The sequence below is a fragment of the Micromonospora sp. WMMA1976 genome (genome assembly GCF_027497335.1).
Classification (GTDB): Bacteria; Actinomycetota; Actinomycetes; order Mycobacteriales; family Micromonosporaceae; genus Micromonospora; species Micromonospora aurantiaca.
This window is the reverse complement of the sequence record NZ_CP114912.1, coordinates 743,888-767,003: the sequence shown is the minus strand read 5'-3', so window position 1 is coordinate 767,003 and position 23,116 is coordinate 743,888. Positions and strand designations below refer to the sequence as shown.

General features: G+C 73.3%; 21 protein-coding genes. 6 read left to right on the top strand and 15 right to left on the bottom strand.

Annotated elements, in window-relative coordinates:
• Position 1: 1 nt before the first annotated feature.
• Together O7546_RS03720 and O7546_RS03715 are read right to left on the bottom strand one after the other, a co-directional pair.
• On the bottom strand, positions 2–2,194 hold the full coding sequence (locus tag O7546_RS03720; protein ID WP_194799818.1) for a bifunctional diguanylate cyclase/phosphodiesterase: 2,193 nt from the start codon (positions 2,192–2,194) through the stop codon (positions 2–4).
• Between the two features lie 216 nt (positions 2,195–2,410).
• The gene (locus O7546_RS03715) at positions 2,411–2,908 is read right to left on the bottom strand and encodes a helix-turn-helix domain-containing protein (RefSeq protein ID WP_194799473.1); all 498 of its coding nucleotides are present in this window, start codon (positions 2,906–2,908) and stop codon (positions 2,411–2,413) included.
• Between the two features lie 78 nt (positions 2,909–2,986).
• Between O7546_RS03715 and O7546_RS03710 the strand changes: the two genes are divergently transcribed.
• Positions 2,987–3,940, top strand: a complete 954-nt coding sequence (locus O7546_RS03710) for a S41 family peptidase (protein ID WP_281600449.1) — start codon at positions 2,987–2,989, stop codon at positions 3,938–3,940.
• A 10-nt stretch (positions 3,941–3,950) separates the two neighbouring features.
• On the opposite strand, the gene O7546_RS03705 is transcribed toward O7546_RS03710, so the two are convergent.
• The 7 genes from O7546_RS03705 to O7546_RS03675 form a co-directional block, all read right to left on the bottom strand.
• Positions 3,951–5,456: a hypothetical protein gene (locus O7546_RS03705; protein WP_269696190.1), complete on the bottom strand. Its 1,506-nt coding sequence runs from the start codon at positions 5,454–5,456 to the stop codon at positions 3,951–3,953.
• Entirely contained in the window at positions 5,453–6,523 is a 1,071-nt protein-coding gene (locus O7546_RS03700; protein ID WP_281600448.1) for a hypothetical protein, read from the bottom strand. Before O7546_RS03700 ends, O7546_RS03705 begins: the two co-directional genes overlap by 4 nt.
• Positions 6,524–6,774: 251 nt before the next feature.
• Positions 6,775–7,008 (bottom strand): zinc-ribbon domain-containing protein, encoded by a 234-nt coding sequence (locus O7546_RS03695; protein WP_194799469.1) that lies wholly within the window; start codon positions 7,006–7,008, stop codon positions 6,775–6,777.
• A gap of 60 nt (positions 7,009–7,068) precedes the next feature.
• A complete protein-coding gene (locus tag O7546_RS03690; protein WP_194799468.1) occupies positions 7,069–7,914 on the bottom strand; it encodes an SRPBCC family protein in 846 nt (281 codons plus the stop codon).
• Entirely contained in the window at positions 7,907–8,467 is a 561-nt protein-coding gene (locus O7546_RS03685; RefSeq protein WP_194799467.1) for a helix-turn-helix domain-containing protein, read from the bottom strand. Before O7546_RS03685 ends, O7546_RS03690 begins: the two co-directional genes overlap by 8 nt.
• A gap of 91 nt (positions 8,468–8,558) precedes the next feature.
• Positions 8,559–9,902, bottom strand: coding sequence for a class I SAM-dependent methyltransferase (locus tag O7546_RS03680; protein ID WP_194799466.1), 1,344 nt, complete (start codon positions 9,900–9,902; stop codon positions 8,559–8,561).
• A complete protein-coding gene (locus O7546_RS03675; protein ID WP_194799465.1) occupies positions 9,899–11,284 on the bottom strand; it encodes an FAD-binding oxidoreductase in 1,386 nt (461 codons plus the stop codon). Before O7546_RS03675 ends, O7546_RS03680 begins: the two co-directional genes overlap by 4 nt.
• Positions 11,285–11,377: 93 nt before the next feature.
• Here O7546_RS03675 and O7546_RS03670 point away from each other — a divergent pair, with 93 nt between their 5' ends.
• Genes O7546_RS03670 through O7546_RS03660 form a run of 3 tightly spaced genes read left to right on the top strand, consistent with a single transcriptional unit; the run spans position 11,378 to position 12,957 of the window.
• On the top strand, positions 11,378–11,878 hold the full coding sequence (locus tag O7546_RS03670; protein ID WP_281600447.1) for a YbaK/EbsC family protein: 501 nt from the start codon (positions 11,378–11,380) through the stop codon (positions 11,876–11,878).
• A gap of 10 nt (positions 11,879–11,888) precedes the next feature.
• Entirely contained in the window at positions 11,889–12,173 is a 285-nt protein-coding gene (locus O7546_RS03665; RefSeq protein WP_194799463.1) for a DUF427 domain-containing protein, read from the top strand.
• Positions 12,174–12,231: 58 nt separating this feature from the next.
• A complete protein-coding gene (locus tag O7546_RS03660; protein ID WP_281600446.1) occupies positions 12,232–12,957 on the top strand; it encodes an RICIN domain-containing protein in 726 nt (241 codons plus the stop codon).
• Positions 12,958–13,008: 51 nt separating this feature from the next.
• Here the strand turns inward: O7546_RS03660 and O7546_RS03655 are convergent, their stop codons facing one another.
• On the bottom strand, positions 13,009–14,307 hold the full coding sequence (locus tag O7546_RS03655) for an MFS transporter (protein WP_281600445.1): 1,299 nt from the start codon (positions 14,305–14,307) through the stop codon (positions 13,009–13,011).
• A 70-nt stretch (positions 14,308–14,377) separates the two neighbouring features.
• Between O7546_RS03655 and O7546_RS03650 the strand changes: the two genes are divergently transcribed.
• Positions 14,378–15,445: a helix-turn-helix domain-containing protein gene (locus O7546_RS03650; protein WP_194799460.1), complete on the top strand. Its 1,068-nt coding sequence runs from the start codon at positions 14,378–14,380 to the stop codon at positions 15,443–15,445.
• A gap of 68 nt (positions 15,446–15,513) precedes the next feature.
• Here O7546_RS03650 and O7546_RS03645 read toward each other — a convergent pair whose 3' ends face one another.
• The 5 genes from O7546_RS03645 to O7546_RS03625 form a co-directional block, all read right to left on the bottom strand.
• Complete coding sequence (locus O7546_RS03645) at positions 15,514–15,990, bottom strand: hypothetical protein (RefSeq protein ID WP_030273018.1); 477 nt, start codon at positions 15,988–15,990, stop codon at positions 15,514–15,516.
• A gap of 125 nt (positions 15,991–16,115) precedes the next feature.
• Positions 16,116–16,691, bottom strand: a complete 576-nt coding sequence (locus tag O7546_RS03640; RefSeq protein ID WP_281600444.1) for a hypothetical protein — start codon at positions 16,689–16,691, stop codon at positions 16,116–16,118.
• 883 nt (positions 16,692–17,574) lie between these two features.
• Entirely contained in the window at positions 17,575–19,530 is a 1,956-nt protein-coding gene (locus O7546_RS03635; protein ID WP_194798435.1) for a VWA domain-containing protein, read from the bottom strand.
• Between the two features lie 2 nt (positions 19,531–19,532).
• Positions 19,533–21,029: a magnesium chelatase gene (locus O7546_RS03630; RefSeq protein WP_269696183.1), complete on the bottom strand. Its 1,497-nt coding sequence runs from the start codon at positions 21,027–21,029 to the stop codon at positions 19,533–19,535.
• Between the two features lie 70 nt (positions 21,030–21,099).
• On the bottom strand, positions 21,100–22,068 hold the full coding sequence (locus tag O7546_RS03625; protein WP_047894557.1) for an aldo/keto reductase: 969 nt from the start codon (positions 22,066–22,068) through the stop codon (positions 21,100–21,102).
• Positions 22,069–22,125: 57 nt separating this feature from the next.
• On the opposite strand from O7546_RS03625, the gene mgrA reads away from it, so the two are divergent.
• Positions 22,126–23,115, top strand: a complete 990-nt coding sequence (gene mgrA / locus O7546_RS03620) for an L-glyceraldehyde 3-phosphate reductase (protein ID WP_269696182.1) — start codon at positions 22,126–22,128, stop codon at positions 23,113–23,115.
• Position 23,116 lies beyond the last annotated feature (1 nt).

The following is a 23,116-nucleotide window of genomic DNA, read 5'->3' as shown; positions in this document are numbered from 1 at the left end:
GTCAGCGCCCGGCGCCCGCGCCGGACAGCGCGGGAAGCAGGTCCGGCAGGGCGGCCGGGCGGCCGTACCGCCAGCCCTGACCCTGCCGGCAGCCGATCGCGGTGACCGCCGCGTGCTGCGCGACGGTCTCCACCCCCTCGGCGACCACGGCCAGGTCGAACGCGCCGGCCAGCCGGTTCACCATCTCGACTGTGGCGTACGCGCGGGCGTCGCCGGCGTCCAGCCGGGACACGAACGACCTGTCGATCTTCAGCTCGGTGGCCGGGATGCGGTGCAGGTAGCTCAGCGACGAGTAGCCGGTGCCGAAGTCGTCGATAGCGATTCGGATGCCCAGGTCGCGCAGCTGGGACAGCCGGTCCAGCACCGACTCGCTGCCCTCGATCAGCGCCGACTCGGTCAGTTCCAGGGTGAGCGCGCGGGGCGGCAGACCGGCCGCGCCGACCGCGCCGGTGACGGTGGCGATCAGGTCGGGCCGGCACAGGTGGGCAGCGGCGATGTTCACCGCCACGGTCACGTCGGGCGCGTGCTCGCGCCAGGTGGCCGCCGCCCGGCACGCCTCGTGGATGACCCACCTGTCGATGGCCACGATCAGCCCGGTCTCCTCGGCCAGTGGCAGGAACCGCGCCGGGGTCAGCACGCCCAGGCGGGGATGCCGCCAGCGCACCAGCGCCTCGGCGCTGCGTACCGTGCCGGTGTCCAGGTCGACGATGGGCTGGAACTCCATCAGCAACTGGCCCTCGTCCACCGCCCGGCGCAGGTCGGCGATCAGCTCGGCCCGGCTGACCGCCGACTCGCGCAGTTCCGGCGTGCACGTGCGGTAGGCGGCCTTGCCGGCGGCCTTCGCCGCGTACATGGCGATGTCGGCGTCGCGGAGCAGGTCGGTGTGCGAGGCGTGCTGCGGCCCGTACTCGGCGATGCCGATGCTCGCCGACGGGTGGACACCGAGGTCCTCCTCGCCCGGCAGCGGTTCCAGCGCGGTCAGCAGCCGGACCGCGAGCCGCTCCGGTGACACCTGGCGCTCCCCCGCCACCAGCACCGCGAACTCGTCGCCGCCGAGCCGGGCGATCATCCCGTCCGGGCCGACCGCGTCCCGCATGCGCTCGGCGGTGGCGGTGAGCAGCCGGTCCCCGGCGGCGTGCCCGAACCTGTCGTTCACCTGCTTGAAGCCGTCCAGGTCGAGCAGCACCACGGCGACCGGGCCGCCGGCGCGCAACGCCCGACGCAGCCGCCGGACGAACGTCAGGCGGTTGGGCAGGCCGGTGAGCTGGTCGGAGTACGCGAGCCGGCGCAGCCGGCCGACCAACCGCAGGTTCTCGTTCGCGGCCAGCCCCTGGCGCAGCGCCAGCACCCCGAGCAGGCCCATCATGCCGACGAAGACCACCTGCGGGGTCTGCCCGCTGGGCTGCCGCGACAGCAGGACCGCGACGATCGCGCCGCCCACCGGCAGGTACGGCAACGCGACCCGCCACCACGGCGGCAGCGGCGAGTCGACCACGTCGTCCTCGCCGTCCCCGTCGGACGGAGGCGGATAGCGGGTGGCCAGGCCGACCAGCAGGTAGCTCAGCGGCCAGCAGACGTCGACCGGGTGCCCGGGCGTGTAGTCGCCGCGTGCGACAAGCGATACGTAGACGGCGTCCGCGCCGGACCGGATCGCCAGGCCCGCCCCGATCACTGTGAGCGCCCGCCACATCGGCCGGCCCGGACCGGCCACCGCGACCAGGATGGTGAGCTGCATCAGGTCGAACATCGGGTAGAGCAGCCCGAACGTCCGCATCGGGTCGGCCAGCTCGGCGTCGGTGATGCGGTGGAACACCACCACCCAGCCGATCGGGATGAGGGCCAGCCCGACGATCACCCCGTCGAGCAGGGTGCGGGCCCGGCCGATCACGCTACGCGGGCCGGTGCGGGCGCACAGCAGCGCGCCGGTGCCGGTGACGATGCCGGCGGCGAACAGGCCCGCCACCAGCGGAGTGTGGGGCAGGCCGAGCCCGCCGAGCCGTTCCACGGTCCACACCGCACGGCCGAGCGCGGCGAGCATCATGGTGGCGGCGAGCAGTTCCCAGAACCGGCGCAACGTGGCCGGCTGACGTCGCGCCGCGCCGACGCAGAGAACCGCCGCCCAGCTCGACACCGCCATCGCGCCGACGTCGCTCACGAGCGCCGCGCCGGGCAGCCGGGCGGCCAGCCAGGCCATCTCCCCGAGTACGACGACAGCGGCCGCGACGAGTCCGACACGGCCGACGAGCGGATGACGGGCCGGCGCCGCGGCGGCGAGGCTCACGTCGTGCTGGGATACAACGATGCGCTCCGGCTCTCTTCCAGACGTGCACCCTCGACGACGAGGACCGGACGACGGACGGCGCAAGCCTAGCCAGCGCCGGGGACGGCCGCCAGGGTCGACGACTGTCGGTCAGCGGACCGCAGGCGGATGCCGGTAGAGGGAGACCAGCACGCCGTAGCGCGGCTGCCCCGGCGGCGCCTCCTCGGCCTCGCCGACCAGTTCGTCCAGCGTGGACCGCAGGCGCCGGGCCTGGGCCGGGGTGAGCCGCAGGTGCCGCAGGTGCACGAGCGGGTCGGGGTCGCCAGCGAGTTCCTCGGCGTACGCGCCCAGCAGGGCCGCGGTGGCGCCGGCGTCGGTGTCGGTGCCGACGAGGCGGCGGAACGTGCGTTCGTGATAGCGCTCGGTGCCGCCCCGGACCTGCCGGCTGTGCGCCGGGCGGACCATGCCCGCCTCGGTCAGCACCCCGAGGTGGTGGGCCACAGTGCCCTTCGCCGCGCCGAGGCGGCTGGCGAGCTGGCTGAGCGTGGCGGGTCCGGCCCCGAGCGCGAACAGCAACCGGTGCCGGAACGGGTGGGCCAGCGCCTTGAACTGGGCCGGCTCGCGGATCTCCAGCGGATCGTCGGTCACCGCCAAAGCGTCTAGTCCTCTTGACGCTTTTGTCAACCGGCTGTTCTACTTCTCACCCACCACGAGAACGGGGCCTCGATGGATCCGGACCAGATCACCGCCATCGTCGAACGGGCCGCCGCCCTGGTCGCCGACGAGTACGTCCTGCCCGACGTCGCCGACCGGGTCGCCGGCCGGCTGCGCGCGGGCCTGCGCGCCGGCGCGTACGCCGAGGCGGGCGACGCCGCCACGCTCGGCGCGCTCGTCACGGCCGACCTCCAGTCCGTAAACGGCGACCTGCACCTGCGGCTCAAGCACCACGAGCAGCCGCTGTCCGACAAGGCCGACGACCCGACCGGGGAGCACTTCGCGCGCCTCGCCGCGCTCGGCATGGGCGGCGTGACCCGGGTGCAACGGCTACCAGGCAACGTCGGGCTGCTGGAGATCAAGCCGTACGTGTTCCCGCCCGACCTGGCCGGCGACGCGCTGACCGCCGCGCTGCGGCTGCTCGCCGGCACCGACGCGCTCCTGCTCGACCTGCGCGGCACCGAGGGCGGCAGCCCGGACGGGGTGGCGCTGATCTGCGGCTGGTTCTTCGCCGAGCCGACGCACCTGCACACCATGCACGAACGCTCCGGCGCCACCCGCCAGTTCTGGAGCGCCGCCTGGTTGCCGGTCCCCCGGTACGCCCCGGACAAACCGGTGCACGTGCTCACCGGCCCTGCGACGTTCTCCGGTGGCGAGGAGCTGGCGTACGACCTTCAGCAGTTCGGGCGGGCCACAGTGGTCGGTGAGCCGACCCGGGGCGGCGCGCACCCCCGGATCGGGCACCGGCTGCACCAGCACCTGGAACTGACGGTGCCGGTGGCCCGGCCCGTGCACGCGGCGAGCGGCACGAACTGGGAGGGCTCCGGCGTCGCCCCGGACGTGGAGACCCCGGCCGACCGGGCACACGACGTCGCGTACCGCCGGAGCCTGGAGGCGCTGCTGGCGGCGGACCCGGACCGGCCGACGGCGGCCGAGACGCGGACGGCCCTCGCCGCCCTGGGCTGAGCCGCGCCGGTCAGGACCAGTCCTCCGCCGGGGCCGGATCCTGTGGCGTGGCGGCCGTGCCGGGCGGCCCGCCGTGCGTCCACGGTGTCTCCTCGGGCGCGGGGAACGCGCCACCCGGCAGGAACCCGTCGGAGAGGCTGGTCAGGCAGATCCGCTCGCCCACCTCTGGAACGCTGCCGGGCGGCGCGGTCAGCCCCCGGCCCATCCCGCCGGACAGTTCCAGCACCACCTCGGTCTTGCCGTCGCCGCCGGGCGTCACGAACACGACCTTCGCCTTCTGCGCCGGGCGGGCCGGGGAGTACAACGTCGCGCCCACCGGCATCGGCACCGGCTCGGTGGTGACCACCTGGATGCGCGGGCGCAGCACCGGCCGCTTGCCCGAGTCGTCCACCCGCGCCGGGTCGGCGAGCGTCACCTCGCCGACGAACGCCTCCCCGGACAGCCGGTGCTCGGCCATCACCAGCGGATCGTCGTAGGCGCGCTGCACCGCCCACGCGGTCGACGCCCGTTCCAGCCGCTGCAACCGCAGCGCCGCCGCCACCGCGCCGTCGCGTCGCGGCTGCGGGCCGCCCCCGGCGTCGGCGTGCTCGGCGTGCGCGGTGAACGCGTCCCGGTCACCGGCCCACCGGCCGGTCACCCGCGCGCCGGCCGGCAGCGTCCGCAGCAGCCCGACGCCGCGCCACATCAGCTCCCAGGTGGGCGTGAGCTGGTCGCGCAGCAGGCCGGCGAGCTCGTCGTACGCGGCCGCGCGGGCCGCCGGGTCGTCCTCGGCCCGGGTGTACGCCTCGATCGCCGGGGCGAGCCGGCGGTTGTCGAAGTCCGGGTCGGTGGCCGGCCCGGCCGGCGGGCAGTGTTCCGGGTCCTCGGCACGGACCGCCGCCTCGGCGCCGGTCAGCCCGGCGGGCGGGTCGAGCCAGCCCAGCACCGCCGGCAGATGCAGATCCTCCACCACGCTCTGCCCGGTCGCCCAGTGCAGCGTCAGCGCGTCGGTGAGCGCCAGCAGAGCCGACGAACCGGGCTGCTCGGCACGCTCGGCGAAGAACGTCAGCCAGCGGCCGAGCAGCGGCACCGACTGGTGCACCGGATAGTCGCCGTCGGTACGGCGGAACCGGGTCGAGCGGCCGAACAGCCGCAGGAACGTGATCCCGGCCGGGTTCGGCACCAGCAGTTGCGGCGCGTCGACGTACCGGTGGCGGACGTCGCGACCCCGGTCCACCGGCACCGCCTCGGTCAGGTCGCGGAACTCGTCCAGGTACGGCAGCACGATCGCGGCCAGCTCGGCGGCGAACGCGAACCGCTGGTCCCGGTTGCGCGGCTGCGGCACCACGAGCAGCCGGCCCTCGTCGGGCGCGGCGCCGACCATCGCGGCAAGCGGGGCGTTCGCCTCACCGGCGAGCGCGAGCGGCACCACCACCAGCGGCCGCTCCGACAGGTGCAGGTGGCGGACGGTGGCCACCGGCTGGGCCCGCCCGGTGGCCACCGCCTGCGCCCGGGCGAGCGCGCGCAGCGTACTCACGCGGTTTGCCCCGCTAGGGCGTCGGCGCGCAGGCGCGCGGCGGCCCGCAGCAGCGCGGCGGCCTCCGCCTGCTCCGGTTCGGGCGCGGCCACGCCCTCGGCGAGCGCCAGCACGTCGGCCACCTCCTCCACGCCGCCCAGTGCCTCGCGGACCGGCCGGCCCAGCGCGCCGGTCTGCCCGCGCGCCTCGTGCCGGCAGAAGTACGCCAGTTCGCAGGCCGCCAGACAGTCCGGCGCGTAACGGGCGGGCACCTGGTGCAGCGCGGCGGCGAGCGTGGCCGGATCGGCAGCCGGGTCGACGGTGAACCCGGCCGGTACGGCGGCGAGCAACTCCTCGACCCGGGCCATCCGGGCCAACTGACGGCGCAGCACCAGCAGTTGCCGGCGCACGTCCAGCAGACTGGCCACCGGCTGGTTGGCGAAGTCACGCGGGCAGACCAGCACCACGTCGTGCGACACCAGCTCCGGGTCGCGTCCCTCGGCGGCGAGCAGCTCGCGCAGCGCCAGCACGTAGACGGCGGACTGGATCGCGGCGGCGGCGACCTTGCCCGGGTCGGCCTGCCCGTCGATCACCGGAAACGACTTGATCTCCACGACGTGGAACCGGCCGGCCAGCCGGGCCGCGACCAGGTCCGGTTCCAGGTGCACGCGGGTACCCGCCACGTCCAGGCCGAGCAGCGGATGGTCGAACAACGCCGGGCCGTCGCCGCTCGCGGTCAGCGCCGCCCGGGACCGTTCCGGCCGGTCCTCGTCGGCACCGAGGTCGGTCCAGGTGGCGTCAGCCGGGACCGGTACGCCGAGCCGCTCCGCGACCAGGCGCAGCAGTTCCTTCCCGCCGTCGGCCTTGACCTGGGCCTCGAAGGCGTTGCCCCGGGTGATCGCGAAGCGGGACTGGCCGAACCTCGCCGGGAAGCCGAGTTGCTCGGCGAGCGCCGGCTTGTCCGCGCCGGCGCTGTCCAGCACGGCGCGGCGGGTGCAGCCGGGGTTGCCGGTCAGCGCGGCGATGGTGCGGGCGTTGTGCCGCCGGGGCGGCCCACCACCCCTGATCCGTGCCAGCCGATCTTCCACCCGATGAAGTGTAAGGAAGGGCCCCTTGTTAACGCCTCCGGTAGAGGAGGGCCCCCTTGTTAACACGACGCGTCAGCGGCCGGCGGAGCGGTTCCAGGGCGAGCGGGGCGACTGCGCGCCCGCAACCGGGCGACGCCGGCGGCGGTGCCGGCGCCCGGGCGTGCAGGGTGGACGGGCGGCGGTGTGCACCGGCGGGGCGGTCGGGGCGGCGGGCTGCCGGCCGATCAGCCAGTAGAGGAAACGGGTCACTGTCAGCCGACCGGGAGGCGCTGGGCCTCGGCGCGGGAGATGTCGTACTCGGCGCCGCAGAACGTGCACTGCTGCGCGTACCGGGTGCGCAGCGGGATCAGCGGGATGAAGAAGAGGCTGAACTTGGTGACCCGGCGGGTGATCACCTGGGCGGCCTGGTTGCCGCAGTTGCGGCAGACCTGGGTGACGACGCCGGACCGGACGACCTTGGTCCGCAGCCCGAAGATGAAGAACATCGCCCGGCATTACCCACCCGGTGCCCGGGCTAAGCGGGCCCCGGGTGAGTCACCGGAAGGTCAGGCGGGAACCTCGTCGGTCAGCCAGATGGGCTTCCAGTCGGGCACCTCGTGGAAGCGGCGCAACTCGGCCCACCCGGCCACGTTGCCGCTCCACGCCGCGTACGGCGGGTTGCCCTCGTCGAAGCCGGACTGCACGAACGTCAGCTTCGTCCGGCCGTCGGACTCCTCCAGCTCCCAGGACGTAACGCCGACCGGTCCCCAGTCGATGGACAGCGCCCGTCCCGGCTTCACGTCGAACACCTTCGCGGCCTCACCGGCGTCGAGGCCGCCCATCGCGTACCGGCCGCCCTCCCAGGGCTCGACGCCGATCGGGTAGCCGAACCAGGCGGTGACCTGTTCGGAGTCGGTGAGCGACGTCCACACCTTGTCCATCGGCGCGTCGATCACCATCTCGCCGCGCAGGTCGGCGGAGGTGAAGTCGGTACGCGGCAGCAGCGGCCGGCCGTCCAGGTAGTCGTTGAGGTGGGCGAGCGCCAGGTACCAGTACGTCTGGAGCACACCGCGGATGCTGCTGCCGCTCATCGCCTCCGCGTAGTCGAAGTGGCTCTGCCGCAGCGTGAGTATGGTGCCGTCGCCGTCGGGCTCCAGCTCGAACTCGGTGGTGGTCTCCACCCCGTCGAGCGTCCACGCGAAGCGCAGCGTCCGGTCGTCGACGTGCAGCAGCCGCTGGTGTGGCGCGTCGCCCTCGGGCGTGTAGCGGCCCCAGAACTCGTACCGCCGGGGAAGCTCGACCTCGGCGTGCTCGGCGAGCCACACGCGCAGCTCGGCGGGGTCGGTCAGGGCGCGGCGAACGGTCGCCACCGGTGCGGCGAGGCGGGCGCGGATGGTCATCGGCTCAGTCATGCGTGTCGCCTTTCGGGTAGCAGGCCACGGCGAGCTTGAAGGCGTCTCCCTCGGCGCCGCCGTAGCGCGTGAACAGGTCCTGCAGCGTCGTCTGCAGGTCGTGCAGGAACTCCTGCCGCCGCTCGGCGGGCACCCGGATCTCGCCGGAGACGCCGATGGACGGCAGTTCGGGGGCGGTGCGGTCCAGCGCGGCGATGTCGGCCTGGACCTCCTCCATGAGGTCGAGCAGGTAGCCCAGGCTCAGCTCGTCGCGGGCCCGGCGGGTGCCGCCGATGCGGCCGACCAGGCGGGGCGAGAGCCAGTACGACCGGGCGACGGCCTGGTAGATGCCCTCGGTGATGCCGCGCACCTGCCGCTGCGCCACCTGCTCGGCCAGCCCGGCCGCGACGAGCTGCTTGACGTGGTAGTAGACGCGCTGCGGCGTCTGCTCCAGCCGGGTTGCGACCTCGGTGCAGGTGCGGGGCTCGGCCAGTTGCCGCAGCACTTCGATGCGCTGCGGCTTGAGCAGGACTTCGGCCTGCTCGCGCTGTTCCAGATACAGGACGTCTCTCATGGCAAAATCAGTTTGTACGTACAAAACTTCTTTGTCAATGGCTTCGACGAAAGGCCGCGCGGTCCGCGCGGCCTTTCGTCGGTACGACCGGTCAGGGCGTCCAGTCCGGACGCAGCGGGTACCCGTTCACCCCCTCGGGGCCGTTGTGCGTGGCGAGCACGTGGTGCAACTGGATGCCGTTGCGCTCGAACGCCAGCCGGGAGCCGGCCATGTAGAGACCCCACACCTTCGCGGTGCCCGGCCCGACCTCGCCGACGCAGAAGTCCCAGTGCTCGACCAGGTTGCGGCACCAGCCGGCGAGCGTCAGCGCGTAGTGCTGGCGCAGGTTCTCCTCGTGGTGCACCTCGAACCCGGCGTCGTGGATCTCGCTGATCAGCCGGCCCGGACCGGCCAGCTCACCGTCCGGGAAGACGTACCTGTCGATGAACGCGCCGGAGCGGTGCGGCGCCCGGTTGTCGGCACGGGTGATGCAGTGGTTGAGCAGCCGCCCGCCCGGCTTGAGCCGGGAGCGCAGCGCGCCGAAGTAGGCCGGGTAGTTGCGCACCCCGATGTGCTCGGTCAGCCCGATCGAGGAGATCGCGTCGAACTGCTCGCGCGGCGCGTCCCGGTAGTCCAGGTGGCGCACCTCGGCCAGTTCGCTCAGCCCCTCCCGTTCGATCGCCGCCCGCGCCCACTCGGCCTGCGCCTTCGACAGCGTCACACCGAGCGCCTTGACGCCGTACTCCCGGGCCGCGTGCCGGACCATGCCGCCCCAGCCGCAGCCGACGTCCAGCAGCCGCATCCCCGGCTTGAGCGCCAGCTTGCCGGCGACCAGGTCGTACTTGTTCCGCTGCGCCTCCTCCAGCGTGTCGCCGGGGCTGCGGTACACCGCGCAGGTGTACGTCATGGACGGCCCGAGCACCTTCTCGTAGAAGGCGTTCGACACGTCGTAGTGGTGCGAGATCGCGCTGCTGTCCCGGGTACGCGAGTGACGCAGCCCGGTCATCAGCCGCCGCCAGCGCGGGGCCGCCTCCTGGGGCGGGGGCGGCGGCGGGCGCAGCCGTTCCCAGCCCAGCCCTCGGACCAGCGCGAGCGCCTCGCTCATCGCCGGTATCCGCAGCGGCACCTCGTCCTTGATGACCCGCAGCGCCTCGTACGGGTCGCCCGGGTGCACCCCCTCCAGCCCCAGGTCGCCGCTGACGTAGGCCCGGGCCATGCCCAGGTCGCCGGGCGCGGTGAGCAGGTAGGACAGGCCCCGCTCAGTGCGGATCGCCAGGGTGATCCCGGCGTCGGCCGGGCCCACCGCGCTGCCGTCGTATCCGGCGACCCGGACGGGCAGGTCGCCGGTGGTGACCGCGCGGACCACGTCCGCGACTGTGGGTCCGGTACGCCGCCCGCCCGCCGGCGGGCCGGCCGGGACGCTCGCCGCCCCCGGTGTTCGGTCGGTCAGACTCATGCTCGGGATACCGCCTTCTCGTACAGTCCGGTGAGTCGGTGGTCCGGGTCGTAGCGGTCCTTCACGGCACGCCAGGTGTCCCCGCCGTAGAGGCGGTCGAACTCGCCCCGGTCGTAGTACGCGTCGGAGTAGAGCGACTTGTGGCCGCCCACCTCCGACACCATGCGCTCGATCTGGCGGTTGACGTCGCCGTCGGCGGCGCCCGCCGCGATGGGCACGCTTCCCCAGAAGCCGATGTTCACATACGTTTCGCCCGGTTGGAGCGGATATAGCGGCCACGCCTTCGCCGACCCGGGACCGGACGGCTCCCGCAGCCGCAGCGGGCACAGCCACACCGGCGTCATGCCCACGTTCGCGGCGAACCAGCGCAGGAACTCGGGCGTGCGGTCGAGCGGGACCTCGACGTCCTGCACCACCCGCTCGCGGGCCGGGCGGCCACGCCACCTGTCGACCCGGGCGGCCACCTGGTGCCGGTGCTCCAGCCGCACGATCCGGTGGTAGACGTCGCTGCGCCGGTAGCGCCGCGGCCACAGCCGCCGCACCACCGGGTGCTGCACCCCGAACGCCGCCGAACACCAGAACCAGTCGGTGTCCCAACGCCAGAGATAGTCGTACGCGGTGAGCGCGTCCCGGGTGCGCCGGCGCAGCGAGCGGTAGTAGATCTCCTGGCCGGTGTAGTCGGACGGACGCTCGTCGGCCTCGTCGGTGAACGTGCCGAGCACGAGGTACGCCTCGCCGGGGCTGAACACCACCCCGTCCACGGCGTCGACCGGCTCACCACCCCAGGCGCCCTTGGCGACCACCTCGCCGATCGCGTCGACCAGTTCCTCCAGCCGGGTGAACCGGATGTTGCGCAGCGACACGTACCGGCGGACCGATTGCAGCTCGATGCGCAGCCGGGTCGCGTAGCCGAGGCTGCCGAGCGAGTTCGGGAAGGCCCGGTGCAGGTCCGCGTGCTCGCCCTGCGGCCGGGTCGTGACGATCTCCCCCGCGCCGGTGAGGACGTCCATCTCCCGCACCGACTCGTGCGGCAGGCCGTTGCGGAAGGAGGTGGACTCGATGCCCAGGCCGGTCACCGCCCCGCCCAGCGTGATGGTGCGCAACTGCGGCACGACGAGCGGCATCAGGCCGTGCGGCAGCGTCGCGTCGACCAGATCCTCGTACGTGCACATGCCCTGCACGTCGGCGGTGCGGGCCGCCGGGTCCACGGCGAGCACCCCGGTCAGGCCGCTCACGTCCAGGCCGGGCGTACGCGGCGCGGAGCGCGGCCGGAACAGGTTCGAGGTCTGCTTGGCCAGCCGTACGGGTTCCCCGGCGGGCACCGCGGCGTAGGAGCGCCGCAGCGTGTCCACCGCCCGTTCATGATCACGGACAGCGTGCATGAGATCACCTTACGCTCGGGTACGACAATTCGTGGGACGTCCACGGTGGCCTTTCGGCGACTCGCCGACGACGCGCGCGTTACCGTGACCGCCATGCCGAATCCCGCGCTGACCGCTCTCGACCACGCCGGCCTGCCGTACCGGGTGATCCGCCACGGTCCGGTCGCGAGCCTCGCCGAGGCGGCCGCGGCGCGCGGCGTCGAGGTGCCCGACGTGGTCAAGACGATGGTGGTCCGCCGCGGCGAGGGCGACCTGCTGTTCGTGCTCACGCCCGGCGGCCGGGTGATCTCCTGGCCGAAGCTGCGCGCCCTGCTCGGGGTGAGCCGGCTGTCGATGCCCGACGCCGAGGCGGCGAAGGCCGCCACCGGGTACGCGCGCGGCACCATCACGCCGTTCGGCTCCACCACCGCCTGGCCGGTGGTCGCCGACGAGCGGCTGCGCGGCCGGGAGATCACGCTCGGCGCGGGCGAGCACGGCCTCGCCGTCGCCGTCGACGCGGACACCGCGCTGGCCGCGCTCGGCGCGACGGTGGCCGACGTGACCGATGAGGAGCCGACGCGCGCAGCGGTGGCCGGTACGCGACCACCGGCATAGCGTGGAGGACATGCCGAAAGCCGTCTGGAACGACCTCGTCGTCGCCGAGAGCGACGACACAGTGGTGGTCGAGGGCAACCACTACTTCCCCCGTACCGCGCTGCGCGAGGACCTGATCCGGGAGTCCGACACCCACACGGTCTGCCCGTGGAAGGGCACGGCCTCCTACTACACGCTCGAACACGGCGGCGCCACCAGCCCGGACGCCGTCTGGTACTACCCCGATCCCAAGCCGGAGGCGGAGATGGTCCGCGACCGGGTGGCGTTCTGGAAGGACGTCCGGGTCGTCGACTGAGTCACCGTGCCGCCGGTGCGACTGGCACCCGGCGGCCCCGGTGGGTCACCATGCTCCCATGGCCGACCCGCACTCCGACCCGTCCGGCACCGTCTACGGCGGCGCCCGCCGCACCCGGCGCGTCCGGGGCGTCCGGCTGCCCCAGGACCCGCTGATGCGGGTCGCGCTGGGCGTCGGCGTGGCGGGCGTACTCCTCGGGGCCTTCTTCGCCACCGGCGTGCTCGGCGGCGGCGGCGAGCGGCCGGTGGTGCCGGCGGCGGCGGTGCCCACAGCGGCGGCGAGCGAGCCGAGCGCGGAACCGACGGCGGAGCCCACGCCTTCGTCGTCGCCGTCGCCGAGCGCGGCGCCGACCACCCCGGCCGCGCCGGTGGCCACGCCGAAGGTGCTGCGCGGCGTGCCCTCCGGGCGCTGCCTCGGCGTGACCGGCGAGGAGGCCGAGGGCGCCCAGGCGGCGCTGGCCGACTGCACCGGCGGGCCGGAGCAGCAGTGGGTGGTCACGCCGGTCACCAACGACACCTACCTGCTCGTCAACGCGGCGAGCAGCAAGTGCCTGGACGTCAACGAGGCGAAGACCGACGACGGCGCGGACGTGCAGCAGTGGTCCTGCAACGGGCAGGCCAACCAGCAGTGGAAGTTCCAGGCGGCCGGTGACGGCGCGGCGCTGCTCGTGGCGGTGCACAGCGGCAAGTGCGCGCAGGTCGACGACGCGGGCACCGAGCCCGGTCGTGAGTTGGAGCAGGCGCCGTGCAGCGGCGCACCCGAGCAGCAGTGGGCGGCCGGCTGACCGGTCGGCCCCGGTGGCGCTGACCTGTCAGCCCCCGGTGGCGGCGGCCCGTCACCCCCGGTAGCTCCAGGCCCGCCGGCCCGCGACCACCGGCAGCGTGAACGCGGGCTCGTCGGCGGGACGGCGGCGTAGCAGCAGCGACAGCCCGGCCGCGCCGACCGACAGCGCACCGGCCACGTACCAGGCCATCGCGTAGTCGCCGAGCCGGTCCCGGACCAGACCGGCGCCGGTGGCCGCGAGCGCGGCGCCGAACTGGTGCGCGGCGAACACCCAGCCGAACACCACCGCGCCGGACGCACCGAACCACTCCCGGCACAGCGCCACTGTGGGCGGGACCGTCGCCACCCAGTCCAGCCCGTAGAACACGATGAAGACCAGCATGCTCGGCTCCGCCGTACCGGCGAACAGGCTCGGCAGCACCAGCAGCGACGCCCCGCGCAACGCGTAGTAGGCGCCGAGCAGCAGCCGGGGGTCGACCCGGTCGGTGAGCCAGCCGGAGGCGATCGAGCCGGCGATGTCGAAGATCCCGACCACGGCGAGCAGCCCGGCCGCTGTGGTCTCCGGCATGCCGTGGTCGTGTGCCGCGGGCACGAAGTGCGTACCGACCAGGCCGTTCGTGGTCGCGCCGCAGATCGCGAAACCGCCGGCGAGCAGCCAGAACGGCCGCGTCCGCGCGGCGGCGGCGAGCGCGCCGACCGCCCGTGCGGCGGCGCCGCCCTCCGGCCGGGCCGGCGGCACGACCTCGGTCGCGCCGTAGGCGGGCCGCCCCAGGTCCGCCGGATGCTCCCGCAACAACCACACCACAAGGGGTACGACCGCCAGCGCGGCCCCGGCGACGACGAGTGCCGCCGTGCGCCAGCCGTGGTCGCGCACCAGCACCGCCAGCAGCGGGAGGAAGACGAGCTGCCCGGCCGCGCCCCCGGCGGTGAGCACACCCGTCACCAGGCCCCGCCGCTTGACGAACCAGCGACCGGTCACCGTCGCCACGAACGCCAGCGCCATCGAGCCGGTGCCCAGCCCGACGAGGACGCCCCAGCACAGCAGGAGCTGCCAGCTCTCCGTCATCCCCACGGTCAGGCCGCTGCCGGCGGCGACCAGCACCAGCGCGCCGGCCACCACCCGGCGGATGCCGAACCGGTCCATCAGCGCGGCGGCGAACGGCGCGGTAAGGCCGTACAGCAGCAGGTTGACCGAGACGGCGGCGGAGATGGTCGCCAGCGGCCAGCCGAACTCGGCGTGCAGCGGGTGCAGCAGCACGCCGGGAGTGGCGCGGAAGCCGGCCGCGCCGACCAGCGCGACGAAGGCGACGGCGGCGACGAGCCAGGCCGGATGCAGGCGGGATCGCTTCACCAGCCGAGTCTCGGGCCGGGCGGCTCCTCCGACGAGTGGCCGGAAAGCCATCGTGCGCAATAATCGGGCCATGTCCGTACCGCACCGGGTCGCCGTGCTCGCCCTCGACGGCGTGGTGGCGCTCGACCTCGGCACCCCGGCCCAGGTCCTCGGCGCCGCCCGCGCCGACGACAACATCCCGCTGTACGCCGTGGCGACCTGCACCCCCGGCGGGCTGCCGGTCCGCAGCAGCGCCGGTTTCCAGGTCCTCCCCGATCACGGCCTGGAGCTGCTGGAGCGCGCCGACACCGTGATCGTCCCCGGCATCCACGCCGGCTCGCCGCTTTCCGACGGCACGGTTCCGGTCGAGGTGGCCGACGCGCTGCGGGCCGCGTACGACAGGGGCGCGCGCGTCATGTCCATCTGCACCGGCGCCTTCGTACTCGCCGCCGCCGGCCTGCTCGACGGCCGCCCGGCCACCACACACTGGGCGTACGCGTCGCGCTTCCGCCGCCTGCACCCCGGCGTACCGCTCGACCCCGACGTGCTCTTCGTCGACGACGGCCGCGTGCTCACCTCGGCCGGAGTGGCCGCCGGCATCGACCTGTGCCTGCACGTCGTCCGCACCGACCACGGCAGCGCGGTCGCCAACCGGGCCGCCCGGCGCTGCGTGGTGCCGCCGTGGCGCGACGGTGGGCAGGCCCAGTACATCGAGCGGCCGGTGCCCCGCGGCGCCGACAACGGCACGGCCGCCACCCGCGAGTGGGCACGGCAGCGGCTGCACGAGCCGGTGGCGCTGCGCGAGATGGCGGCGCACGCACGGATGAGCGTCCGTACGTTCACCCGGCACTTCCGCTCCGAGACCGGGCTCAGCCCGGCGCAGTGGCTGCTCCAGCAGCGGACCGAGCACGCCCGGGTGCTGTTGGAGACGACTGATCTGAGCGTGGACCGGATCGCCCGGGCCGCCGGCTTCGGCACCACCGCCGCGCTGCGCCAGCACTTCCACACCCGGGTCGGCGTATCCCCCACCGCCTACCGCCGCACGTTCCGCCCGTCTCCTGCCCCGCGTTCCGCCCCGCGCTCCACTCTCGTTGATCTTGGAGTTGTGGCGCCTGGAAGGCCGGGCATGCCGGAGTTGTCCACTGCCACAACTGCATGATCGACGGTTCGGGCGGCTCGGCGGTTCGGGCGGCTCTATGGTTCGGGCGGCTCTATGGTTCGGGCGGCTCAGGCGAGGTGGGGCTGGCGGCGCAGGGCGCGGAGCTGGGCGAGGTGCAGCGGCAGGTGCACGCGGATGTGCAGGTCCAGCGCCCTGCCCCAGGGCAGCGAGTCGTCCACGTCCAGGTCGAAGCCCTCGCGCAGCACCGTGTCCACTGGTGTCTCCGCCGCCGGGCCGAGCCGCTCGGCCAGCGCGCACAACTTCTGGCTGGTGGCCCGGAACAACGCGGCCAGACCGTCCAGCCCGCCGCACTCGGAGACCAGCGCGTCCAGTTGGGGACGGTGGATCGTGTCCAGGTCGTAGTAGGCGAACGGCGACCCGGCCAGCACCGCCTCCGTCGCCTCGCTCATCAGCTCGTCGTTGGCGGCGAGGTGCGCGACGATCTGCTCGGCGCTCAACTGCCCTTCCGGCGGCGGCCCGAACCCGCCCGCGTCGATCTCCGCGAACAACTCCTCGTACGCCTGCCGTAGTGCCGGGGCGTCCACCTCGTCCATGCCCGCATCCAACCCTCGCGGCCGCTGCGGCCACCCCGGCTACCGGGCTCGGTTCACCCGGACGCGTGAAGGCCGGCACCCCGTCGTTTCGGGGTGCCGGCCTTCAGCTCTTGGTCTTAGCTGTTCCAGTGCTTGGCGACGAGGTCGGCGGCCTGCTGCTCCCACTGGGCGTAGTGGTCCGGGTAAGCGGAGACCTGGACGGTCTGGGCGGCCTTGGTCAGCGGCATGTCCTGCCAGCCGTCGACCTGCTTCAGACCCTTCAGGAACGCCGTCGTCGAGTACTCAGGATCGGTGATCTGCTCCACCGTGCCCCAACCACTGGAGGGACGCTGCTGGAACAGGCCCTGCGAGTCGTGGTCGTTACGGTCACCCAGGTGGCCCAGGTTCTCCAGCTTCGACTCCTGCAACGCCGTCGCGATCGACACCACCGCGGCACGCTCGTCCATACCGGCCTTCTTCGTCGCCGCGATGATCGCCTTCACGTTCTTGGTCTGCTCGTCGTTCAGCTCGATGCGCGACTGCTCACCCTGCACACCGTGCGGGATCAGCTTGTCACCCTGCACCGTGGCCGCAACCGGCTTGGTATGGGTGGTGGTGTCGGCCGCGTGGGCGGCGACCGGACCGGCGAACACGCCACCGGTGAAAGCCAGACCAGCAATACCCAGAACGCTCTTACGCAAAATCGTGTTCATCACAAGTGCTCCATTCGGGGGTCGACGCACCCGCCGGGGAACGGGATACGTGGGCACCGTCAGGCGCTCAAAAAGTCTTGGGGGGATCCCGGCTGCTCGCGGGGGCGGGGGCCTCTACGCGGCGCCGGAAGCATGTCCAACGACCAGCGGCCCGGCATCATTCCCGGGCGCCTCACGCCACCACCGGGGGTGCGGTGCGAGCGGTTCACGTCGTCGGAACCGTGTTCAACGACCAGCCGGCCAGGATCATTCCCGGGCCCTGACGCGTCGTCGCAACCATCGTCAACGACCCGCCGGCCGGGGTGATTGCCTGCGGCTCAGGCCGTCGGAGACGTACTCAACGACCGCGGCCTGGGCTGTGCCCACAGCCGGCACCGCCTCGCTCGGCGGCAGCCAGTGCTCGGTCGTTCACCCGGTTACAACGCCCGGCACCCGCCCACGATTCCGCCACCAGAGTGCCGCCCACCACCCCCAACCCGGACACCCCGCTCTACACCCGGTGATCAAGGAGTTTGCGGCACTTTCCGGCGCTGCCGAGGGCACAAACTCCTTGATCACCCCAGGAGAAACCCTTCCCGGGCGCCCGCAGCGTCGATCATGAGGTTGGCAGCGACAAAACGGACACCAAGCGCCGCCAAGTTCATGATCGACGCGACCGGGCAGGGCTGACCCGAAGGGCGCCGCAGGCGACACGCGCGATCTTGCCGTTCACGCCCTCCCGGCATCCCGTTTGCGAGGTTTGCCCGGGCAGCAAGTGCAAGATCGCGGGTGAACTGGCGACGGATGCGGCAATCTTGGAGTTATGGCGCCTCGCGAAAGCCGTGAGTCGGGCATCCCGGGTGCCACAACTCCAAGATCGGCGTCGGGGCGGGGAGCAGCAGGGTCAGCGGCGGCCGTGGCGAGCACGAAGGTAGTCGGAAACCACGTACTCGCCCAGGTCGTCCAGGTCCGGGGTGAACATGCGGCCACCCGAACGCCGCGCCACCGCGTCCACGAACCGGCGCAGCCCTGGATCATCGCCCAGCATGAACAGGTTGAGCGTCGCGCCGTACCGGGTCAGCCGGTCCACCTCCCGGATCGTCGCCGAGATGGTCTCCGGCAACGGCGGCCAGTGGAAGTACGCCTCACCGTCCTCCGGGTCCAGGTGCGCTGTCGGCTCGCCGTCGGTGACCACAAGCACCACCGGCTCGGCACCCGGGTGGCGGCGCAGGTGCCGGCCGGCGATCCGCAGCGCGTGCTGGAGGTTGGTGCCCTGCTGCATGTCCGGCTCCACCGCCGCAAGCTCCTGCTGGGTCAGCGGCATCGCCTCCCGGCCGAAGCCGACGATCTGCAGCGCGTCCTGCGGGAACCGGGTCGCCATCAGATGCGACAGGGCCAGCGCGGTCTGCTTCATCGGGCCCCAGCGGCCCTGCGAGATCATCGAGTACGACAGGTCGACGCAGAGCACCACCGCCGCCGACGCCCGCCGTTCGGTCTCCACCACCTCGAAGTCCTCGACCGCGAGCGGCACCGGCACTCCGGGACCGGCCCGTCGTACCGCGCGGGTGAGCGTGCGCACCACGTCCAGCGGCTGCTCGTCGCCGTACTCCCAGGGGCGGGACGCCCCGCTCACCTCGCCCGCCGCGCCCGCCGTGCGGAGGTCGTGCTGGCCGCGCGGGCCGGCGGTCAGGTCGGCGAAGACCCGCCGCAGCGCGGTGCTCGCGAGCCGGCGCAGCGCCTTGGGGCTGAGCGTCAGGCCGTCCGCATCGCGGGTGACCCAGCCCTGGCGGCGCAGTTCGCGTTCCAGCTCCCGCAACCGGCGTACGTCGTCGGCGGCGTCCCGGCCCAGCGTCCGGGCGACGGCCTCCACGTCGACGTCGTCGAGCGTGGCGCCGGGCTGGTCCTGGTCGAGGGAGTCCAGCAGCTCGTCGAGTTCGGCGATCTCGTCGAGCGCGCCGGTGGCCTCGCCGTAGCCGAGCGGCTGGTCGCCGCGGACCCGCTCGCCGCGCTGCCAGTTCAGGTCCGGCCGCAGCGACCGCAGGTGGGCGTCGAGCTGGGACAGTTCGCCGGCGAGCCGGTCGCCGAGCGACTGGCGCATCAGCCCGGCCAGTTCCTCGCGTTGCCGGTCCGACAGCGACCGCATGAGCCGCTCACCGGCGGCGGCCCGCCGGGCCAGTACGTCGATCAGCTCGTCGACATCCCTGGGGCGTTCCGGGAAGAACTCGCCGTGGCGGCGCATGAACTCGGCGAACGCGTCGGTGGTGTCCTCGGCGCGGGCGTGCCGGGCGAGCAGGTCGTTGAGGTCGCGCATCATCTCGGCGAGCTGCCGCTGGACGGCCGGGTCGGCGGTGGCCCGGGCCGCGTCGCGCAGCCCGGCGAATCGCTGCTCCAGCACGTCGCCGCGCAGCCCGTCGAGGATCCGCTGGTACGTCTGCCGCGCCTCGGCGCTGGCCCAGTCGTACCCGGAAAGCTCCGACACGGCACGGGCGGTGGAGCGGGGCAGGTTGTCGAGCACGGCCTCGGCGAACCGGGCGTCGTCGCCGTCGCGGCCGCGCAGCTCGTCGCGTTCGGCGGCGAGCGCCTGGTCGAGCAGGGCCCGGGCCCGGGTGACGGCGCCGTCCAGGTCGCCCCGGCGCAGCGCCTCCCGGCGGAGGCGGCGGGCGCGGGCGGCCAGGTCGTCGAGCCCGCCACGCCCCTGCGGGCCGCGCCGTAGCAGCTCGCGCAGCGATTCGCGCAGGCTGCCGCCGGCGAGCACGTCCGAGCCGACCGCGTCCACCGCGGCGCGCACGTCGTACGGCGGGGCGAGCGGGTCGGGTCCGCCGCGCCACTGCCCGTACCGGAAGCGGTTGCCGCCGGCCATTGTCAGTCCCGGTCCCCGTAGACGGTGCGCCCGGTGTCGGTGACGTCCTTGCCGAGCCGGCGGGTCAGGTGCAGCCCTTCCAGCACGAACTCGATGCCGGCTGCCGCCTCCTCCGGGCTGGGCGCGTCGCCGAGCCCGAGCCGGTCGAGCACCTTGGCCAGCCCCGGCACGGTCCCGACCTGGCGCAACAGCTCGGCCGAGGAGACCAGTTCCCCGGTCTCGACGGCGCCGCCCTCGGCGACGATCGCGGTGAAGCCGGACAGGTCGAGCCCGGCGAGGCGGGCGCGGAACGTCTCGGCGGTGGCGGTACGCAGCAGGTGCGCGAGCACCTCGATCTCGCGCCCCTCTTCGCCGCTCTCGAACTCGACCTTGCCGCGCAGCGTGGAGGTGACGGAGACGGTGTCCCCGATCCGGGCCACCGGCGCCTCCCGACGAGAGGCAGACGCAGACGCAGCGCCGCCACCCGAGGCAGCAGCGACGGCAGAGGCACCGGCCAGCAGACCCGAACGGCGCAACGCGGCGGCGGCGACCGTCTCCGCGGCGGCGATGGCGAACCGGGCGGACACGCCGGAGCGCGGGTCCACCGACGGGGACTCCCGCACGTCGCGGGCGAACCGGGCCAGCACCTCCAGCACGTGCTCAGGTACGACGGCGACCAGGTCGGCCTCCTGCCGGATCAGTGCCAGCTCCAGGTCGAGGTCGAGCGGGTAGTGGGTACGGATCTCCGCGCCGAACCGGTCCTTCAGGGGCGTGATGATCCGGCCCCGGTTGGTGTAGTCCTCCGGGTTGGCGCTCGCCACCAGCAGCAGGTCCAGCGGCAGCCGCAGCTGGTAGCCGCGGACCTGGATGTCGCGCTCCTCCAGCACGTTGAGCAGCGCCACCTGAATGCGTTCGGCCAGGTCGGGCAGCTCGTTGACGGCGAAGACGCCCCGGTTGGTGCGCGGTACGAGCCCGAAGTGGATGGTCTCCGGGTCACCGAGCGTGCGGCCCTGGGCGAGGCGGATCGGGTCGACGTCGCCGATCAGGTCACCGACGCTGGTGTCCGGCGTGGCGAGCTTCTCGCCGTACCGCATCGAGCGGTGCAGCCACCCGATCGCCAGGTCGTCGCCGGCCGAGTCGACGAGCGCCTGGGACGCCGGGGTGAGCGGGTGCATCGGGTGCTCGTTGAGTACCGAGCCGGGGATCACCGGGGTCCACTCGTCGAGCAGCGCGCCGAGCGAGCGGATCAGCCGGGTCTTGCCCTGCCCGCGCTCGCCGAGCAGCACCATGTCGTGCCCGGCGAGCAGCGCGCGCTCGACCTCGGGCAGCACCGTGTCCTCGTAGCCCACGATGCCGGGGAAGCGTTCCTCGCCGGAGCCCATCCGGACGAGGAGGTTGTCTCGGAGTTCCTGTTTGACCGTGCGGTAGCGGTGGCCGGTCGCGCGCAGCTCGCCGAGCGTGCTCGGCAGGTCGGCGGGCGGGACCGGGGAAACCTGGTTGGGAGCGGTCACCCGACCCACGCTAGCGCGGTCCGATGACCGGCGGCGCCCGTCGTCACTCAGCCGACCACGGACGCCACCGGAACGCCGCTCACTTACCGAGGCGGGCGCGGACCATCCGGGGTACGGCGGCCAGCCCGGTGACCGGGCGGAACGCGTGCGCGGCGGCGACCAGTGCGGCGTACTCGTCGTCGGCGAGGTCGATCTCGGCGGCGGCGGCGTTGCGTTCCATCTGCTCGACCCCGGAGGCACCGGGGATGGCCACCACGTTCGGGTGCCGCAGCACGTACGCGAGCGCGATCTGGCTCGGCGTGGCGTCGTGCGCGTCGGCCACCTCGCGCAGCGTGGCGATCAGCGCGGTGCCGCGTTCCAGGTTCTCCGGCAGGAAGTACGGGTTGGCCCGGCGTACCGCCCCGGCCGGCGGGTTCGTGGCGTCGTAGCGGCCGGAGAGGAAACCCTGCGCCAGCGGCGAGTACGCGATGACGATCCGGCCGGCCTGCTCCGCGTACGGGATGAGGTCTTCCTCGGGGCCGCGGTCGATCATGCTGTAGCGGACCTGGTTGCTCAGCACCCGGCGGCCCAGCGCGGCCTCGGCGAACCGCCACCGGCGCAGGCCGTAGTTGCTGACGCCGACCTCGCCGACCAGCCCGACGTCCTGCAGCGAGCGCATGCCGCGCATGGTGGTGGTGTCGGCGACCACCGGATTGGCCTGGTGCACCTGGTAGAGGTCGATGCCGTCGACGCCGAGCCGGGCGGCGGAGGCGACCGCGCGCTGCTGCACCACCGGGGCGACCGGCAGCAACGGGAAGATCTTGGTGGCGACCACGACCTTGGCCCGGTCGTCGCCCAGTGCCGCACCGAGGATGCGTTCGCTGCGGCCGAAGCCGTACAGCTCGGCGGTGTCGAACAGGGTGACGCCCAGGTCGAGCGCCCGACGGACGATCTCGGCGGCCCGGCGCTCGTACTCGGGGCCGTAGCCCCACTCCTTGGAACCGAACTGCCAGGTGCCGAGGCCGATCTTGGAGATGGGCTTGGGGGTGTCGAGCCGCACGTAACGCATGAGGCCGAACGTACCCGCGCCGCTGCGTGCGCACTCCGGTCCGGACAGAATGGCCTGGTGACCTACCTCGCCAGCGACGACCGTTACCACGAGATGATCTACCGGCGCAGCGGCCGGAGCGGGCTGAAGCTCCCCGTCATCTCCCTCGGCCTGTGGCACAACTTCGGACCGGACCGCCCCTTCGAGCGGCAGCGCGACATCGTCCGCCGCGCCTTCGACCTGGGCATCACCCACTTCGACCTGGCCAACAACTACGGCCCGCCGCCCGGTTCGGCGGAGGAGAACTTCGGCCGGCTGCTCGCCGCCGACCTGAAGCCGTACCGGGACGAGCTGGTGATCTCCAGCAAGGCCGGCTATCTGATGTGGCAGGGCCCGTACGGCGAGTGGGGCTCGCGCAAGTACCTGATCTCGTCGCTGGACCAGTCACTGCGCCGCCTCGGACTGGACTACGTCGACATCTTCTACTCGCACCGGTTCGACCCGGAGACCCCGCTGGAGGAGACGATGGGCGCGCTCGACGCGATCGTCCGCTCCGGCAAGGCGCTCTACGTGGGCATCTCCAACTACGACTCGGAGCAGACCGAGCGGGCCGCCGCGATCCTGCGCGACCTGGGCACGCCGCTGCTGATCAACCAGCCGTCGTACTCGATGATGAACCGCTGGACGGAGAGCGACGGCCTGCTGGACACGCTGGAGCGCGTCGGCGCCGGCTGCATCGCCTACAGCCCGCTCGCCCAGGGCCTGCTCACCGACCGCTACCTGAAGGGCATCCCGGCCGACTCCCGGGTCCGCACGAGCGTCTTCCTGAACGAGAGCGACCTCGACGAGGAGACGATGGCGACGGTCCGAGGGCTCGCCGCGGTGGCCGAGCGACGCGGGCAGACCCTCGCGCAGCTCGCCTTGACGTGGGCGCTGCGCGACCCGCGCATGACCAGCCTCATCATCGGCGCGAGCAGCGTCGGGCAACTGGAGGGCAACGTGGCCGCGGTGAACAACCTCGACCTCGCCGGTGACGACCTGGCGGAGATCGAGAGCCTGCTCGGCTGAG